General features: G+C 24.7%; 17 protein-coding genes and 1 pseudogene. 14 read left to right on the top strand and 4 right to left on the bottom strand.

Annotation, left to right across the window (positions count from 1 at the left end):
* Window positions 1–146 precede the first annotated feature (146 nt).
* The 8 genes from CP523_RS04595 (at window position 147) to CP523_RS04565 (ending at window position 9,906) form a co-directional block, all read left to right on the top strand.
* A complete protein-coding gene (locus CP523_RS04595; protein WP_120140546.1) occupies window positions 147–1,610 on the top strand; it encodes a type I restriction-modification system subunit M in 1,464 nt (487 codons plus the stop codon).
* A 3-nt stretch (window positions 1,611–1,613) separates the two neighbouring features.
* Window positions 1,614–2,801: a restriction endonuclease subunit S gene (locus CP523_RS04590; RefSeq protein WP_066675831.1), complete on the top strand. Its 1,188-nt coding sequence runs from the start codon at window positions 1,614–1,616 to the stop codon at window positions 2,799–2,801.
* A 259-nt stretch (window positions 2,802–3,060) separates the two neighbouring features.
* Window positions 3,061–6,408: a DEAD/DEAH box helicase family protein gene (locus CP523_RS04585; RefSeq protein WP_120141040.1), complete on the top strand. Its 3,348-nt coding sequence runs from the start codon at window positions 3,061–3,063 to the stop codon at window positions 6,406–6,408.
* A 393-nt stretch (window positions 6,409–6,801) separates the two neighbouring features.
* On the top strand, window positions 6,802–7,068 hold the full coding sequence (locus CP523_RS04580; RefSeq protein ID WP_066675832.1) for a hypothetical protein: 267 nt from the start codon (window positions 6,802–6,804) through the stop codon (window positions 7,066–7,068).
* Between the two features lie 680 nt (window positions 7,069–7,748).
* On the top strand, window positions 7,749–8,735 hold the full coding sequence (locus CP523_RS04575) for a C39 family peptidase (RefSeq protein ID WP_227909576.1): 987 nt from the start codon (window positions 7,749–7,751) through the stop codon (window positions 8,733–8,735).
* 155 nt (window positions 8,736–8,890) lie between these two features.
* On the top strand, window positions 8,891–9,016 hold the full coding sequence (locus tag CP523_RS16450) for a hypothetical protein (RefSeq protein ID WP_265586021.1): 126 nt from the start codon (window positions 8,891–8,893) through the stop codon (window positions 9,014–9,016).
* A gap of 188 nt (window positions 9,017–9,204) precedes the next feature.
* Complete coding sequence (locus tag CP523_RS04570; RefSeq protein WP_066675837.1) at window positions 9,205–9,510, top strand: hypothetical protein; 306 nt, start codon at window positions 9,205–9,207, stop codon at window positions 9,508–9,510.
* 66 nt (window positions 9,511–9,576) lie between these two features.
* Window positions 9,577–9,906 carry a DUF3784 domain-containing protein gene (locus tag CP523_RS04565; RefSeq protein WP_120140545.1) on the top strand — a complete coding sequence of 110 codons (330 nt, stop codon included), beginning with the start codon at window positions 9,577–9,579 and terminating at the stop codon, window positions 9,904–9,906.
* A gap of 96 nt (window positions 9,907–10,002) precedes the next feature.
* On the opposite strand, the gene CP523_RS04560 is transcribed toward CP523_RS04565, so the two are convergent.
* Complete coding sequence (locus CP523_RS04560) at window positions 10,003–10,542, bottom strand: hypothetical protein (RefSeq protein ID WP_066675839.1); 540 nt, start codon at window positions 10,540–10,542, stop codon at window positions 10,003–10,005.
* A gap of 433 nt (window positions 10,543–10,975) precedes the next feature.
* Here CP523_RS04560 and CP523_RS15910 point away from each other — a divergent pair, with 433 nt between their 5' ends.
* Window positions 10,976–11,113, top strand: coding sequence for a hypothetical protein (locus tag CP523_RS15910; protein ID WP_162925942.1), 138 nt, complete (start codon window positions 10,976–10,978; stop codon window positions 11,111–11,113).
* A gap of 54 nt (window positions 11,114–11,167) precedes the next feature.
* On the opposite strand, the gene CP523_RS04555 is transcribed toward CP523_RS15910, so the two are convergent.
* Entirely contained in the window at window positions 11,168–11,503 is a 336-nt protein-coding gene (locus tag CP523_RS04555) for a hypothetical protein (protein ID WP_066675844.1), read from the bottom strand.
* A gap of 123 nt (window positions 11,504–11,626) precedes the next feature.
* Between CP523_RS04555 and CP523_RS04550 the strand changes: the two are divergent.
* From CP523_RS04550 to CP523_RS04535, 4 genes and pseudogenes are all read left to right on the top strand, one after another.
* A pseudogene (locus CP523_RS04550) lies at window positions 11,627–12,649 on the top strand (IS6 family transposase).
* Window positions 12,650–13,291: 642 nt separating this feature from the next.
* Window positions 13,292–14,338 (top strand): ABC transporter permease, encoded by a 1,047-nt coding sequence (locus CP523_RS04545; RefSeq protein ID WP_066676399.1) that lies wholly within the window; start codon window positions 13,292–13,294, stop codon window positions 14,336–14,338.
* 4 nt (window positions 14,339–14,342) lie between these two features.
* Window positions 14,343–15,566 carry an ABC transporter permease family protein gene (locus tag CP523_RS04540; protein ID WP_120140544.1) on the top strand — a complete coding sequence of 408 codons (1,224 nt, stop codon included), beginning with the start codon at window positions 14,343–14,345 and terminating at the stop codon, window positions 15,564–15,566.
* Window positions 15,563–16,246, top strand: coding sequence for an ABC transporter ATP-binding protein (locus CP523_RS04535; RefSeq protein ID WP_066676404.1), 684 nt, complete (start codon window positions 15,563–15,565; stop codon window positions 16,244–16,246). The genes CP523_RS04540 and CP523_RS04535 overlap by 4 nt, the downstream gene beginning before the upstream one ends.
* Before the next feature lie 96 nt (window positions 16,247–16,342).
* Here the strand turns inward: CP523_RS04535 and CP523_RS04530 are convergent, their stop codons facing one another.
* Complete coding sequence (locus tag CP523_RS04530; protein ID WP_066676406.1) at window positions 16,343–16,846, bottom strand: STM3941 family protein; 504 nt, start codon at window positions 16,844–16,846, stop codon at window positions 16,343–16,345.
* A gap of 202 nt (window positions 16,847–17,048) precedes the next feature.
* Here CP523_RS04530 and CP523_RS15905 point away from each other — a divergent pair, with 202 nt between their 5' ends.
* Window positions 17,049–17,225, top strand: a complete 177-nt coding sequence (locus CP523_RS15905; RefSeq protein WP_162925941.1) for a hypothetical protein — start codon at window positions 17,049–17,051, stop codon at window positions 17,223–17,225.
* 20 nt (window positions 17,226–17,245) lie between these two features.
* Here CP523_RS15905 and CP523_RS04525 read toward each other — a convergent pair whose 3' ends face one another.
* Entirely contained in the window at window positions 17,246–18,628 is a 1,383-nt protein-coding gene (locus tag CP523_RS04525) for a DUF4317 domain-containing protein (protein WP_120140543.1), read from the bottom strand.
* Between the last annotated feature and the right edge of the window lie 279 nt (window positions 18,629–18,907).

Here is an 18,907-nt window from a genome sequence, read left to right as displayed (position 1 = left end):
CTTTTTATTTGGATAATTAAACAATATCTCCATATAATTATTTTGTAGATGTGGTTATTATAATCAAATTTGTATTTATAATTATAAATAGAAAAAAGATGTAAAACATAGTAAAATAAAAGTACATAATATAGGAGGTCTAAATAATGATTACAGGTGAATTAAAAAGTAAAGTAGATAAAATTTGGGAAACTTTTTGGACTGGTGGAATAACTAATCCATTAGAAGTAATTGAGCAGTTTACATATCTTTTATTTATAAAAGGGTTAGATGATGTTGAAACAACTAAAGAAGCAGAGGCTTCAATATTAAGTATAGATTTTGAAAGAACATTTCCAGAGGATAAACAACATTTAAGATGGAGTAAATTTTCTAATGAAGGTGATCCAGAAAAAATGTATTTAATAGTACAAAATGAGGTATTTCCATTTATAAAAAATCTACATGGAAATAAAGAATCGGCATATGCAAAGTATATGGGAGATGCAATATTTAAAATTCCAACACCACTTATGCTTTCAAAAATAGTTGATGGAATTAACAATATTAAGTTTGAGAAAGATAAAGATACTAAGGGAGATTTATATGAGTATCTATTATCAAAAGTAGCTACAGCAGGAACAAATGGACAATTTAGAACACCAAGACACATAATTGATATGATGGTTAATTTAATGAAACCAACACCAGAAGATATTATTATTGATCCAGCAGCAGGTTCAGCAGGATTTTTAGTTTCTTCACAACAATATTTAAGACAAAATCATGCAGACTTATTCCTAGTTCAAGGGTTAAAAGAACATTTTAATAATAATATGTTCTATGGGTTTGATATGGATAGAACAATGCTTAGAATAGGTGCTATGAACATGATGCTACATGGTGTTGATAATCCTAATATAGAATATAAAGATTCCTTATCTGAAGTAAATACTGATAATGATAAATTCACATTAGTATTAGCAAATCCTCCATTTAAAGGTAGCTTAGACTATGAAGCAGTATCAGCAGATCTTTTAAAAGTAACTAAAACAAAGAAAACAGAACTTTTATTCTTAGCACTATTCTTAAGAATACTAAAAGCAGGTGGAAGATGTGCATCTATAGTACCTGATGGAGTTTTATTTGGTTCAACAGGTGGTCATAAATCCATAAGAAAAGAAATAGTTGAAAACCATAAATTAGAAGCAATAATATCAATGCCATCTGGAGTATTTAAACCATATGCAGGGGTGTCTACAGCAATAATGATATTCACTAAAACAGGTACAGGTGGAACAGATAAAGTATGGTTCTACGATATGAAAGCAGATGGATACTCCCTAGACGATAAAAGAAATCCTATAGAAGATAACGACATAAATGACATCATAGAAAGATTTAATAACCTAGATAAAGAAGAAGAAAGAAAAAGAACAGAACAAAGCTTCTTCGTACCAGTAGAAGAAATTAGAGATAATGGATATGATTTATCAATAAATAAATATAAAGAAATAGAATATGAAGAAGTTCATTATGATGCTCCAAGTGTTATTTTAGATAGAGTTAAATCTTTAGAGAAGGAAATAACTCAAGGACTAGAAGAATTAGAAAGAATGCTTGGGGTGTAGAATATGAAATATAAATTAAGTGATATTTTTCAGAAACCTATTAGTGGGGAATGGGGTAGTGAGTTAGAGGAAGGAAAGAAAGGTGTTAAAGTTTTAAGAACAACTAATTTTACCAATTTAGGGAGATTGAATTTAAATGATGTTGTTGAAAGGGAGATTGATATAAATAAACATAGAAGTAAAATACTAAAACAAGGTGATATTATTATTGAAAAATCAGGAGGAAGTCCAACACAACCTGTTGGAAGAGTTGTTATTTTTGAAGAAGGTGGTAATGAAATATATTTTTGCAATAATTTTACGTCTATATTGAGACCCCAAAAACTAATTAATAGTAAGTATTCTCTGTATTTGATGAAAGATTTATATAATAAAAGAAAAGTTCTAAAATATCAAAATAAAACAACCGGTATAATTAATCTCAAATTAGCTGATTATATTGCAAATACAGAAATTATTTTGCCAACTATTAATGTACAAATCAAAATTGCTAAAGTATTAGATAAAGCACAAGAATTAATTGATAAAAGAAAAGAACAAATACAAGCATTAGATGAATTAACTAAATCACAATTTATCGAGATGTTTGGTACTTTAAAAAATGAACATAAATTACCGTTAGAAAAATGTACTACATTTATAGATTATCGTGGAAAGACTCCAACTCTTTCAGAAAGTGGAATTAGAATTATAAATGCAAAATCAGTAGGAAATGGATTTTTTAAATATATCGATGAATATATATCAGAAGAAACTTATGATTCATGGATGAAAAGAGGATTCCCTGTTGCTGGAGATGTACTTTTTGTTACTGAGGGGCATACATTTGGTAACGTATGTAGAATACCAAATGATTTAAATAAATTTGCAATGGGTCAGAGGGTTATAACCATGCAAGGTAAAGAGAAATTATTAAATAATGTATTTCTTGCTCAATATATGCAAAGTATGCCATTTAAGATAGATATAGATAAATATAAAACTGGTAGCTCAGCACAAGGGATTAGAAGTAAAGAACTTCAAAAAATTCTTATACCTATTCCTAATATAGAACTTCAAAACCAATTTGCTGATTTTGTTAAACAGACAGACAGATTAAAACTTAAAATGGAGAAGAGTTTAAAGGAATTAGAAGATAATTTTAATTCTTTAATGCAAAGAGCTTTTAATGGTGAGTTATTTAGTGAATAAAATATATTAAGAGTAGGGGTGAAGTATTTATGGGTGAATTATCTAAAGATATAAAAATGTTAGTATTTCAGATAATAAGATTGATTGGTTCTGTAGCTTTTTTAGTATTTGCCATTATAGGGTTATTTAAATTCATAATTGAATAATTGTACTAAGAAGTTTTATATAGCAAGAATTAATGAAGTAAATTTATAATAAAAAAACTGAAAACAAAAATATGTTTTAATTATTAGAAGTGTATTTAAATAAAGGGGATGAAATTTTGAGTAACTTTGAGTTTTTAAAAGGAAAAAAGAATTTTGAAAGTTTTACTAATCCTTGTTTAGAAGCAGAAAAAAGTATATTAGTTAGTCCAGCTACAACTGCAATTTTATCAAGGAGAGCTTTAGAATTAGCTGTTAAATGGGTATATAGCTTTGATTCAGATTTGGTATTACCATATCAAGATAATATAAGCTCATTAATTCATAATAATAGTTTTATTGAGCTTATAGATTATGAAATGTTACCTATAATAAAATATGTTATTAAACTTGGAAATGTTGCAGTTCACACTAATGCTAGTATTAGCAGAGGGGAAGCCATTTTATCATTAAACAATTTACATAAGTTTATAAGCTGGATTGATTACTGTTATGCAGATGATTACACAGCAGAAGAGTTTGACGAGGATGTTTTACTTGAAGGTGACGAAAAGAGAGTTAGACCAGAGGAGTTAAAGAATTTATATGAAAAGCTTAGCTCAAAAGATAAAAAGATAGAAGAAATAAGAAAGCATAATAAAGACTTAATAAAAGAATTAACAGAGAAAAGAAAATCAAGCAAAGAAAATTATGATTTTAATATAGATGAAATAAGTGAATTTGAAACAAGAAAGAAATATATAGATGTTGAATTAAAACTTGCAGGCTGGAATATAGGTTCAGATGTAGATGAAGAAGTTAAAGTTATAGGTATGCCTAATAATGAAGGTGTAGGCTATGTTGATTATGTTCTTTGTGGAGATAATGGCAAACCTTTAGCAGTAGTAGAAGCAAAGAGAACTTCTAAAGATCCAAAGGTTGGACAACAACAAGCAAAATTATATGCTGATTGTTTAGAACATCAATATGGACAAAGACCAGTTATATTCTTTACAAATGGTTTTGAAACATATATATGGGATGATTACAATGAGTATTCAGAAAGAAGAATATATGGATTTTACAAGAAATCAGAACTTCAATTACTTGTTGATAGGAGAAAAAGTAAGATTTCATTAAGTAAAATAGATATAAAAGATGAAATATCAAATAGATATTATCAAAAAGAAGCAATAGTAAATGTATGTGAAGCACTAGAAAGAAGAGAAAGAAAAATGCTTTTAGTATGTGCTACAGGAACAGGAAAGACAAGAACTGCAATTTCATTAGTTGATGTACTTTCAAGACATAATTGGATTAAAAACATATTATTTTTAGCAGATAGAAAAGCACTTGTAAGACAAGCAAAAAATAACTTTTCAAAGCTTTTACCTAATTTACCATTATGTAATCTTCTTGATAATAGGGATAACCCAGAAGAAGCAAGAATGATATTTTCAACTTATCCAACTATGATGAATGCAATAGATGAAACTAAATCAAAAGATGGCAAAAGATTATTTACTCCAGGACATTTTGATTTAATTATTGTAGATGAAAGTCATAGATCAATTTATAAAAAGTTTAAAGCAATTTTTGATTACTATGATTCATACTTAATAGGACTTACAGCTACACCAAAGGACGAAATAGACAAAAATACATATACTGTTTTTGATCTTGAAAATGGAGTACCAACTTATGCATATGAATATGATAAAGCTGTAGAAGATAGGTTTCTTGTGGATTATTCTACAATAGAAGTTAAGTCAAAAATTATGGAAGATGGAATTAAGTATGATGACCTTTCACAAGAGGAAAAAGAAGAGTTTGAAGCTACCTTTGAAGATGATGAAAATGTTGATAAAGAAATAGGAAATACAGCAGTTAACGAATGGTTATTTAATGCTGATACTATTGATTTAGTTTTAAATAAACTTATGACAGAAGGTTTACGTATTGAAGGTGGAGAAAAGCTTGGAAAGACAATAATCTTTGCTAAAAATAGTAGACACGCTAAGGCAATCGTAGATAGGTTTAATACTATATATAAAGAATATGGTGGTAATTTTGCTAAAGTAATAGACTATAGTACAAACTATGTAGAAACTTTAATTGATGATTTTTCAGATAAAAATAAACTTCCACAAATAGCTGTTAGTGTAGATATGTTAGATACAGGTATAGATATACCTGAAATTTTAAATCTTGTTTTCTTTAAAAAGGTAAGAAGTAAAACTAAGTTCTGGCAAATGATAGGTAGAGGAACAAGGTTATGTAAAGATTTATTAGGTTTAGATAAAGATAAAGAAAAATTCTTAATTTTAGATTTCTGTAATAACTTTGAATTCTTTAGAGTAAATCCAAAGGGATATGAAGGGGGAAAAGTAGAAACAATTACAGAAAAATTATTTAATATTAAGGTTGAAATAATTAAAGAACTTCAAGACTTAAAGTATTCTGATAGTGAATACATAGATTTAAGAAAAGAATTAGTAGATGAGTTATTAAATAGTATTAAAGGGTTAAATGAAGATAATTTCTTAGTTAGAATGAATTTAAACTATGTTCAAAAGTTTAAAAATGAAAAAGAGTGGGAAGCTTTAGGAGCTGTTTCAGTTAATAATTTAAAGGAGCATGTTTCAATGTTAATTACTCCTTTAAATGATGATGAGTTAGCTAAGAGATTTGATTTAGTAATGTACAATATCCAATTTGCATATCTTAAAGGAACTAATGCCACAAGAGGAATTAAATCAGTTATAGATACAGCAGAGCAGCTATCAAAGCTTGGAACAATACCTCAAATTCAACAGCAAAAGTATGTTATTGAAAAAGTTATGTCAGAAAGCTTTTGGGAAAGTGCAGATATATTTGAACTAGATGGAGTTAGGGAAGCATTAAGAGAGCTTATAAAATACTTAGAAAAAAAAGGTCAATTGATTTATTATACGGAATTTAAAGATATGATAATTTCAGAAGAAAGAAATGCTTCTATATATAATGTAAATGATCTTAAAAATTATAGAAAAAAGGTTGAACATTATTTAAGTGAACATAAAGATGAAATAGCAATATACAAACTTAGAAATAATAAAAAATTAACTAAGGATGATATAAAACATTTAGAAGATGTAATGTTTACTGAGTTAGGTAGCCAATCAGATTACCAAAAAGAATTTGGAGATACTCCAATTACAAAGCTTGTTAGAAATATGGTAGGTTTAGATAGAAATGCAGCTAATGAAGCTTTTTCAGAGTTTTTAAATAATGAAAATCTAAATTCATTTCAAATTCACTTTATTAAGCTAATAGTTGATTATATAGTTAAAAATGGAATGATAGATAATAATATAGTATTAACAGAAGATCCTTTCAAAACTGTAGGTAATATAGTTGAATTATTTGAAGATAATATTGAAGTTAGAGGTAAGATACTAAGTGTTATTAAAGAAATAAAAGATAATGCCATAGAAGTTAGTTAGATTTAAATAAATAAGTTATTTAAGAAAATTTTTTTTATTTTAAAGATTAAATAGTAAAATTTCTTTTTAATAAAAGTATAGATATAAAATTAAATTTTAAATCCAAGTAGAATCAATATTATGTCCTACTTGGATTTATTTAATTTGCTATAAAGATTAAATAAAAACATATAATTAATTTAATTGTAATAAATTTTGTTACTATTAATTTACTTTTTTATGTATAATTAATATTGTAATAGAATAATAAACCTATTTTATTATTATTTAATTAAATACCAATTTGAAGTCTTATTACTATATTAAAGTATCTTATATTTAAATCTAAAATTATGGGCAAGTTAAATATTACCAAAAATACAAATAATTTTTTAAGGTAAGAAGGATGGTTTTATGGATATAATATTAGAAGAGTTGTTTACATTGGTATTAGATGGATGTTTTGAAATAATTACTAATAAAAAAATTAATAGCATTATTAGAAAGATTGTTTTTTGGTTTATTACATCTTTCTATATGGGAATAGTTATAATTTTTACTATGTTAGCTATTAAAAGTAATAGCATAGTTGTTAAAATAATTTATATGGTAATTTCTATGTTATTCCTGTTATTTTTTTCTAGGTTAGGAATAAAGTTGTACAAAAATAAAATAACTTAACTTATTCAATATAGTATTAATATAATATATATTTAAGTTATTATTTAGAATGAATTAATTATATATTAGGGGACAAACTAAAACTAACCTTTAAAACATAGCTAATTAAATTATTCAATAAATTCTATTTTTAATACAGTAAAAAATATTTAGAGAAACTATTTTAAAATTTTCTTTTCCTAACTTATTTAATTGCTTTTCTATATAATATTGTTTTAGACTTATTAAAAGTAAAGCTATTATTTAATGGATGAATTTCAATATGAAATTTTACGTATTTACAGGAAATTGATGGAAAATATGGATAAATGTAATGAATATTGATATTATTATAATATAGGCTATATAATTTCAATATAAGTATTTAAATAAAAAAATAATTTTAAATAAAAGAATAAATATAATACTTTTTTTTATATTTACAATGAGAACCTCTCTATGTATATTATATAGGAGAGGATATAAGAGAGGATATAATTTTTGGAGAGTTTTTATTTTTCTTAGATTAGCCATAATTTTATTAGGCTTAAAAAGTTAAATTGTTATAAAAAAATTATTTGAGTTGTCATAAGAAAAATTACTTAAACCTTAAAGTATAACAATATGGAACTTTGAAAAGGGTAATATAAATTTTAGAAAAAATAGTGTGAATTTGTTGTTTGTATAAGGAGTTGAAAAGTATGGATAATTCAAGAAAAATAACTAATAAATCAATTAAAGAAATTAAAATGAGAAAAAGAAAGAGAAGAAAATTTAAGCGTATAATAGGTAGTATAGCTATATTATTAGCAGTATATATGGGATATGGAGTTTTTAATTCAATTTTTTATAATGAAGACTTAGAAAAAGAAAAAAAAGTTGAAGAAATAAACAAAGTAGTTAAAGTAGAAAAGTCAGAGAAACCAGAACAGCCGAAACAACCAGAAGAGGTAGATTATTTATCTAAAATACCAGAAGAAATAAAAAACTCCAATGATTTAATGATACAAAAATTATTACAAAAGGCTAATGATAATCAAAAGGTTGCTATGATGTTAAGTGATATAAAATCATATCCAAAACAACTTTTAGAATTAGCATCAAAAAAGGATGAAGTTATAGATTTTGTTGCAAATTATCCTAATCATAAAAAATCAAAAGGTGAAAATATATCTATAATAAAAGATTATAAAAAAGGGGAAATTCCACTTTTTATACAATGGGATGAACGATGGGGATATGAAAATTATGGCTCAGAGTTTATAGCTATTAATGGATGTGGACCTACATCTTTAGCAATGGTAGCTGTAGGACTTACTGGTAATACACATATAAATCCAAAAGTTGTTTCAGATTCAAGTGAAAAAAATGGATATCTAGTAGAAGGAGTAGGTTCAGATTGGAAGCTTATGACTGAAGGAGCTATAGAATTTGGAGTAAATGGGAGAGAGTTACCACTAAGTGCAGATGCTATAATAAGTACATTACAGAGCGGACAACCTATAATAGCAAGTATGGCACCAGGGGTATTCACTACTACAGGACACTATATAGTATTAACTGGAGTTGATAGCAATAATAAAATAATAGTAAATGATCCTGATAGTAAGATAAAAAGCAAACAAGCATGGGATTTAGATGTATTCATGAGAGAAACAGATAATTTATGGGCATTTACAGCCATATAAGATAGAGGATATAGAATTAGAAAAAGGCAAGATTTTATAAATAAATCTTGTCTTTTTTATTCTTATTCTTAAATTTACTTTTATTATTTTTAATATAATAATAAATAAAAAGTGTTTATAGAATGAAAATAATATGAAAAGAATGTAACAATAATATGAAAAGAATTATAAAAGAAGATATACTTTTATTTATAAAATCAGATGCTGGAGCTTTATATAGTGAATATGAAGTTAAATCATGGGGGTTAAATCATGAAGGAATAGAAGTTATATTATCTTAGAATGGAATAGATAACTTAATTATTATTTTAAAACTAAGTAATTTAAATTATGTGGAAAAATATACATAAATTGTGTATTATAAATATAAAGAGTGAAAAGATATACCGTATATAATTGTTTTTTATAGGATAAAATTTACTATAGTTACTATTTTGTCCTTTAGTGAATAAAAAGGGGGATAATTTCAATGAATAAAATTACAGTTTTATTGTTTGGAACTACTATTCAAATGTGTATAACCTTTATCATTTTAAGTTGCATAATTAATATTAGTTTTATAAAAAAGATTAAGAAGATTAGCGAAATAAAAAATATTATCTTTGGATTACATCTAACTTTAATTGGCATATTAACTTTTTACTTAACCCATACTTATATATTTACAAGTATGTTTTGGAGTATTGCTATGTATTTCTTACCAATATATATAATTACAACAGGATTTATGATGAGTCTAGTTGGATATTTTGCTAATTTAAATCATGGGGATTAATATATATTTCAACAAATAAGAGCTTTTATAAAGATATATTAATAATCTATAGGGGGAGTAGAATTTATGAAACCAGCAGATTTAACAGGAATTCTTGTATTTGCTTTCTTAGTAGGGGGGATATTAACCTTTTTAGGATCAATAATTAAATTTTTTAATGCAGGAGATATCCTTAATTTTTTTGATGAGAGCAAACATGATAAAGATAAGGTATCTAAAATTGTAGGAAAAGATCTTTTAACTATAGGAGTAAGCGTAATAATAATTGCTATTATAGGTATATTCATTAATGAAAAATATTATAATTTTATTATGATAAGCCAAGCTGCCATTGTGATTTTAGGATTAGTAATAACTATTTATCATCAATTTTTTAAATGTAAAAAAGATAATTAATAAAAAGGATGTATCAAAATTTAGCTTAGATACATCCTTTTTATTATAAATTTTAGCTAGGAAATTTTTAACTTATATTAAAACCCTTTTTAGCTATTAATTACTAACAAGATTTACGCTATTTAGATTAACTTCATTAACATCTAGTTTAACAACTATTTCCTTCTTTTCATTATTAGTAGTTTTATATTCAAAACAAAAATAAAGATTATCTTTAATTGAATCAATATCAGTATTACTAAACAAAGTTTCAGAACTTATTGTTCCAATAGTCTTATTAGCAAGTAATTCATCACGAAGTGAATCAACTTTATAATCTCCTTCATGAGAAATGGAATTCAATAAAATAGTATCTCTTTCACCATGCTTGTCTATAAATATAGATTTTGAGTAATAATTAATATTTGGAATACTATCACCTGAAAACTCTACATTACCACCATTAAGAAGTTCTTTATCTTTAGATAAAAGTATAAATCCATCATTAATTTTCATGTCAGAATTTTCTCCTTTAATGGAGTATATCTTTAAGGAAGAATTGGTGCTTTTATATTTATATACAACAGTAGTAGCAATAAATATCACATTGGTAATAAGTAAAACAATAATGAGTAAATTTTTGTTATATTTCTTCAAAAAAAACCCTCCTATCTTAATTTAATACTATTTAAAAGTTGAAATATTTATTATAAATTTAATTATATAAAATATTTTGATGATATAATTACATAATTTTTACAAAATAAAGTTTTATGAATATAACATATTTTAAATTTAATGATAATATTTGTAAAATGATATAAAATAAAAAATTAAAAATATTTCATAATGTTAATATATTTATATCAATAAACTATAAAAATGATTATAAAAGGTCTTTATGTAAAAATATAAAAATTACCCAGGAAATAATGAAAAAATAAAGTTATTTATATAGAATAATATGTAAAAAGTAAAAATTTATTTGTAAATAATATCAGTACTAAATTTTACAGTTATTAATTCAGGATTTTGCTTTTCTCCAGTTAAAGTTATTAAGGCAGTATCATCATTACTCCAAGAAATATTTATGTTAGATTCATTTAAATTTTTACCATCATTTAATATGGATGTTTTGTATTTAGATGAATTTAAGAAGTTAGTGAATCCAGTTCTTCTAGAAATAATATTTATAGAGTTGTTTCCAAATAAAAATGAATTAGAATGATTTACAAAAATATTCTTCTGTTTTTTATACGCATAATATATCCCCCTTCATAATTTAGAAGTCTTGCAATTTACATCCAAATATATCTTCAAAATCTTTTTCCTTTTCCATATATTCGTCAAATTCCAAATTATATTGTTTTTTTAGATTATTATAAATTTCTTCTCCATTCTCATATTCTTGTACTATATAATCTTTTATATCACTATAATTGAATTTAATTCCCAATTCTTTCACAAGCTCTAGAAAAAACTCCATACCTTTAAATAAAGTTACTACAGACTGTTCTTCATCCCCATCTATCATATGATTTAAATATTCATCAAAATAATCTGAGTAGAATATTTTTAATAAAGCAGTTAATTTTTTTTCTTCTATTGATATTTTCATAAAAAAACCTCCAATAATTTATATTCGATCTGTTAAGTTATATGAACATTGCTCTTCTCAACTCTAGGAAATACAATAAGTTTGACAAGAACTAATTTCCCCCTAGAAAAGGAGAGAAGAACAATGAACAAAACAAATATTAAATGTCCTCGCTGTCATTCAAATAAACTATATAAGTTTGGTTTAGACAATCAGGCTAATCAAAAATATCAATGCCAAAATTGCAAGCGACAATTCGCTCCTGACAAAGTCAGTAGCCGAGTTTTAAAAAACTATCCTAGATGCCCTAAGTGCGGTAAAGGCATTTACTTACATCATTCCTACAAACATTATAATCGCTATAAATGTAATAATAAAAAATGTAACCATATTATAGTTAATCATCATTCTCTTAATATAGATAATGCTTCTAGCGAAGCTATTACCGGCTCCCTTTCTATGAAAGGAATGCGTTTTCCACTTCATGTTATATTAACTACACTCACACTCTATTTTTTAAATAATTCATCAACAAGGGCTATTTCTCAATTCTTGATGATTAACTCTGGAATTAAGGTATCTCATGTTACGATAGCCAGTTGGACTAATAAATTTGAACCTTTCTTTAAATAAAAGGCTGATAAATTTAAAGCTAGTTTAAACCTACAATCTGACGATTGGCACGCTGATGAAACAGTAGTATTTATTAATGGTGAAAGATACTACCTTTGGTTAGCTATTGATTCAGAAACTAGATTTATTTTAGCATTTCATTTAACTAAATCTAGAAGTTCTGATTCAGCGTACACATTGGTAAATGAAGCTAAAAAATTTGGTGAACCAGTTAGTTTTATAACTGATAGATTACCTTCATATAATGAAGCCGTGGCTACGCTATTGCCCAATACAACTCATATTCCTGTAGCTCCAATGTCTAGTGATACAAATAATAATTTAATTGAATCATTTAATAAAACATTTAAAGCCTGGTATAAAACCAAGAAAGGATTCAACTCTTTTCAGAAAGCTAATAACCTTATATATTTATTTATCTTTCACTATAATTTTATTAGACCACATGGATCATTAAATAACTGTACTCCAGCAGAAGTTGCCGGCTTCATAAGCGATAGCTTTGCTAAAAACTCTTGGTTTTCAGCATCTTAATTAAATTTAATACCTTTGATTAACCTGCAAAAAATCAATGCTATTGTAGGCTTATTTGCCATACAATAAAACATTCAAACTTATATAATTTTCAAAGAGCAAGTAATTCTATGAAAAATCAAGCTATTTTTTCATAACTACTTAACAGATTCTATAAATATTTTAAACAAAATATTTATAAATGTCACTTGTAATAGTATATCCTAAAACCTTCCATATAAAAAATATTAGGGATTTTTTAGGTTGTTGAATTGTTATAAAGATTAATTGATACTATATAACAAATTACAAAATTATCTAAATAAAATATAGTAAAAATAATTCTATTAATAAGGGAATATATTCAAAAAACAAGAATTTAATGGAAAAGTAAATATAATTTTCAATAAAATTATAAATAAATACAAAAAATATAAACAAAATAGATATAATTACAAATTTCTACAAAATTCTTATCCAAAACATGCTATTATTAATAAGAAATTATTTAATTTAATAAATAATTGTTATTAAAAGGTCATAACGATTATTATATGTATTATAACTATGGCGCTGTAGTAATACATTCATTAAAAATTTTATATTTAGTAGAGATAGATTATCTTATAGTAAGGTAGTCTATTTAAATGTAGAGGTATTAATATGAATAGAAAAACAAAACATAGACAAGTTGAAATTTGTTTAATAATAACATTTATAATATCAATTTTTTCATTTAGTTTTATTATAAGTGCTAGTGAGACTACTTTTAAAATGGTTACTAGCCGTAATTCTTTTAAAGATAAATTAAAATATGTTCAGATTGAAGGGAAAAATTCAGGAAAGGATTTAATTGAATTACTTAATGAGAGAGAAGTAAAACAAATAATGACACCTGAGATAGTAGAAAAAATTGAAGCAGAATCTGTCAATTATGTAGGTAAAGTTGTAGGAGTAACCTCAGGAGCTGATATTGAAAAGTACTGTAAAATTACTGGCCGTATTTTAACTAATAATGAAATAGACGAAGGTAAGAAAGTAGCAGTAGTAGGATCAAAACTTAAAAAGTGTATTATTAATGTTGATAATAAAGATTATATTAAGCTATTTAAAGAAAATTTTGAAGTAGTAGGAATTATAGAAAATGAAGAATGGTTAACAGGAGAAATATTTATTCCTATAAAAACACATCCAGACTATGAATTTGTAACGGAAAATAACGTAGTTGTTGTTGATAAAACAGAAGTAAATAAAGTTAAAAATATAAAGGATATAGGTATTAAAGTTAGTGATATACCAAAAGAAAAGGTAAGTGAATTTGTACTTACAAGAATTCCAGAAATAAAAGAAAATATGTTTATGGTATTAGTGGCTTTCTTAAATTTAGTTATATTTTCAATATTCTATTGTCAATATATAAAGAGAGATTTAGCTATAATGAGGCTTGTAGGGGCTAAACCTAAGGATATAGTAAAATACATGTTTTCTAAAGTATCAAAAATTTACTTAAAAGCATTACCAATAGGGTTTTTAACATCATTTATTACTATAAAAGTTGCAAATAGTTTTTATACGAAAGTCATGTTTGATCCTATTAGTATTTATAATGTAATAATAACAATAGGGTTAACTATATTAATATTTATTGTAGCTAATTTTATTGTATTATTTAATGTTCTTAGATTTAATATATTAGAGGATATAAGGTAGGCATATGGGAAAATATTTATTTTTTAATAGAAAAAAAGGTTTTTTTACAAATATACTTATAGTTATACAAGTAATATTATGGATATATTACAGTAGTACTTTAGCAGCACTTATACAATTTAATAGCAATTTTATTAATTATTATAAAAATAATTTTCCAATGGAAAAAGGAGCATTTCTAACATTTCCAAAATCTCAATTATATGGTACAAAATTAGACTTTGAAGAATTAATAAAGTCATTTGAAGAAAATAATATTAAATATGGAATATGTTTTAATAAATTAAATAAAATAGAAGAAGAAGCTATACCAGAAGAAGTATTGGGAGTTAAAGCAAAGGAAATTGCTGTTAAAATGTCAGAGAAATACAATGGCGAAGGGTATATTGAAAATATAAAAGTTAATAAAGGGTGTATAGAGTATTATAAAAATAAAATTATTAGTGATGATAACATAGAAGATATATGGGAAATAGATGAAGAAAATAAAATATGCCCTATAGTAATAGGTAATAATCTATCATGTAGTCTTAAAATAAATGATGAGTTTGAATATAATGGAATGAAATTTATAGTTAAAGGCATATTAAATAAAAATTCCTTTATAGCTCCAAGATATAATACTATTTTAGGAATAAAGCCATTAGATGATAAGGTTTTAACGCCAATTAGTATAGATTATATAATAAAATATTTTAGTTATGAACCAATAACTGTATATGGAGATAAGGATATTGAAAGTACAAAAAATATGGTAAAAAGTGTTTTAGGTGAAAATTTAGAAGCAGTAACAGTATCAGATTACGCTGTAAAGTTAGAGACACATTTAAATGATATTAGATTTAAAATAGCTTTTGAAATAACTAAAACATTAATACTAACAATATTAACTATTTTATCTATTGTTATGACGTTAGTATTTAAGGTGAAAATGAGTCATGATATTATAGGAACTTTATATTCTATTGGAATTAGTAAAAAGAAAGTATTTTGTATTTTTGCAAGAGAATTTCTATCTTTTATAGTAATAGCTATTGGTTTAGGATATGTATTTTACATAAAAAATAGTGAGTATATATTTAGAGTATTTTATAACAAATATAAATATAGTAGTTTAGCTGTTTCTACAGTAGTTTTAATAATTATATTAATAACTTCTTTGAAAATAATTTTTAATAGGATAAATAGATTAACTCCAAAGGAAATAATGGGAGGATTCACAGAATGATAATAAAGTTAAATAAAATAAATAAGTTTTATGGATATAGAGGTAATAAAATAAAAGCATTAAATAGTATAGATTTAGAAATAGAAAAGGGTAAATTTATTTCAATAATGGGACCATCAGGATGTGGAAAAAGTACCTTATTAAATATCTTAGGTTGTATAGATTCACCTGACAATGGTGAGTACTATTTAAAACGTAATAAAATAGACTTTAAAAAAATAAATTCACTATCAGAAATAAGAAATAGAGATATAGCTATGATATTTCAAAACTTCGCTTTAATTAGAGATTTAAGTGTTATGGAAAATTGCCTATTACCTTTAAAATTTAGAAAAGAAAAATCTAAATATAAAAAAGAAGTAGTAGAAAAATATTTGAAAGAATTAGGTTTATATGAATTAAGGAAAAAGAGGGTAGTTGAATTATCAGGTGGACAACAACAAAGAGTTGCAATTGTAAGAGCTTTGGCTCAAGAAACTGATATTATTTTAGCAGACGAGCCAACAGGAGCTTTAGATGAACAAAATACAAAAAGCATAATGGAATTATTAAAAAAATTAAATAAAGAATTTAACAAGACAATAATAGTTGTAACCCATGATAAACTAGTTGCTAGTTATAGTGATAAAACACTGTTTATGAAAGATGGGAAAATATTAAAATTAAATATAGAAAACTAAAAAGATAATTATTTAATTGTTTTGAAATTACCTAAATAAAAAGCAACTAATAAGATTAAATATGAATTGACTACTAGCTACTTAATGGAAGGAAATTCATACTTTTATTAGTTGCTTTTTTAATATGTTTAAAATTTCTTCAGAGGATATATCTGCACAACCTATATATATTAATATTGGAGAAAATTTAAACATAATATTTAATCTAATGACTATTCTTTTTAAAGGATGAAGAGCTTTAATTAATGAGTTTAAATTATTAACATCAATTGCTATGTATTCATTGTTAAAATGCTTTTCTATTCTAAAGTCAATTATATTATCCCAAGAAATAACTCCAATGCTTACGGCAGTTGAGTTGTCTATAATACCTGAATTATTTACAACTATTAATGGCTTTGGTTTAATTAATTTCATAATAGTAAAAACATAACAATATCCGAAAAAAATACTTCCAATTATACCTACAATTATAAAAATAACATTTAAGTTATAAACTCCCTTAAATAGAATTAATAAAGATAATAAAACTATAATTGTTCCTAATGCAATAAGGTTTTTTAATTCATTTCTATTTTCTTTAATAATGATTGAACTCATAAAATTACTCCTTAATTTATATATATATCACTAATTAATGAAATAAGAAGAAAAAATTAATAGATAATAATAATAATAAAACTTATTTATAAAATAAATTGTGTTATATTAAATAAGTTCATATAAATTATAGCATTATTTTCTAATAATTCATATGATCTATATGTAAATAATGTATATATTAACTTTATAAGGAGGACACATGAAAAATACTAAGCTTTTGAATATTATAGGCATAATTTCTATAGTAGGATTATTAATATTATTTTTATATTCATTATATAAAAAAGAATATATGCAATCTATAATGTGTATAGCTTTCTCTATATCTCCAATATGCGGAATATTTGTGTATAATAAAAGTAAAGAAAAATTATAAAAGAATATCTTTTTATTACATCAAATTAAGTCCTCTAAACCGTTAACTGTAGCTAGTTCATTTTCATTAATAGGAACAACTATACATTTTTGCCCATCAATTATTTGAGATTTTATTTGAGGTACTTTTTCAGGTTTTACATGAAGTATAACATCATAGTCATTAGTAGTATTATTATTTTCTAAATCTGTATCATTAGTTTTTTCTAAAGACTCTTCTAAACTATTTTCTAAATTAGTTTCTAAGTTTTCTTCTAAATCAGCTTTTAAAGTTTCTTCTAAAATATTATTATTACCATCTGTAGTTTCATTGGTTATAGCCGATTCTTGTTTAACCTCATTAAGTTTAGTTTGAAGGATTTCCACTTGTTTAATAAGACTCTCTTCTTTTTTTCGTTGAGCATTTGCTTTAAGGACTTTTGCATCAATTAAGCTTTCTACTAAAGGAAGATCTTCACCAAAGTTTTCTAAATAGGATTTTTCAATTTTATTAGTGATTTCTTCGGGAACTCCACTGTCTATTAGAAGCTCTTGTATATTATCCTTTGTCAAAGCTATAGGTTCGGCATCTGTATCATTATATATAGAATTATATTCTTCTATCATATTATTTAGATTTTCTTGTACTTCCATAAAAATCTTATCAGCCTTTTTTTCATCAGCACCCATAGAATCCTTAATAATTGATTGGAAAGTTTCTTTTTGTATAGTAACAGTTTGTCTTGAAGAACAACCTAAAGTATTTTCCATTAATTCTGGATGTGTGTCTTTTGCATTTTTAGTATAGTACATAATAGAATTAACATCTGAACTACGATTAATAAAAGCAGGGAATACAAAGCCATTAATTGGAGCTTCAACTACCCAATCTCTAATACGTGCCTTTATTTTATTTTCTTCTTCAAAGTATCTAAGACCAGGCTCAGAAAGTGAGACAGGACATATTGCACATAGCATATATTCATATACTTCTTCAGATTCATCTAATTTTAAATTATCCTTAGTTTTAGTAATAACATCATAAGCATCATGAAAAATAAGTATTAAAAAGTTACCAGTATAATCATAGTTATTTATAATTGATTCATAAAAATTATCAAGAATAGAATCATCTTTTAATTGACTATTTTTAAGTTGCATAAGGAAAAGTTGTTTTTCATTTATAAGATCATCATTTAGTGGGAAGTTAAGTTCTAAAATATTATTTCCAATAGTTCCAGATAAGACTTTTTTAGCAATTTCTAAATACTTAAAGTATTCATCTTCATCTAAATTTAGAAAGGTTTCTCTAAATTTTAAAATAGTATGCTTTTCTCCATTAACATAACAACCACACATTTTAGTAAAGGTGCAGTAATCCTTTTTCAAGCGTTTTTTTAACTCAAGTATATCTTTTTTCATCATATATAAAACCCCTTAATATAATCTTTTTAGGAAGCCTAATTTCACATAAATTAAAAAAAGTAAGCTTCTATAAGAAAAATAAAATATCTGTATACTTATTTAAGTATAATATTTTTTCATTATTAATTAAAGATTTTATTATAGAAAATTACTATTATATGGATATATTGATATTAAGTTTTTAGCTTTTAATGGTGGAACAATGGAAAGGATACGCATATAGAATCATTAGGTAACCTTACAAAAGAAAGATGCTATAAATTAGTTAATGACTATATG

Source organism: Clostridium septicum (assembly GCF_003606265.1).
GTDB lineage: Bacteria > Bacillota > Clostridia > Clostridiales > Clostridiaceae > Clostridium > Clostridium septicum.
Note: the sequence above shows the minus strand (reverse complement) of the source record. Positions and strands in the feature narration are given on the sequence as shown.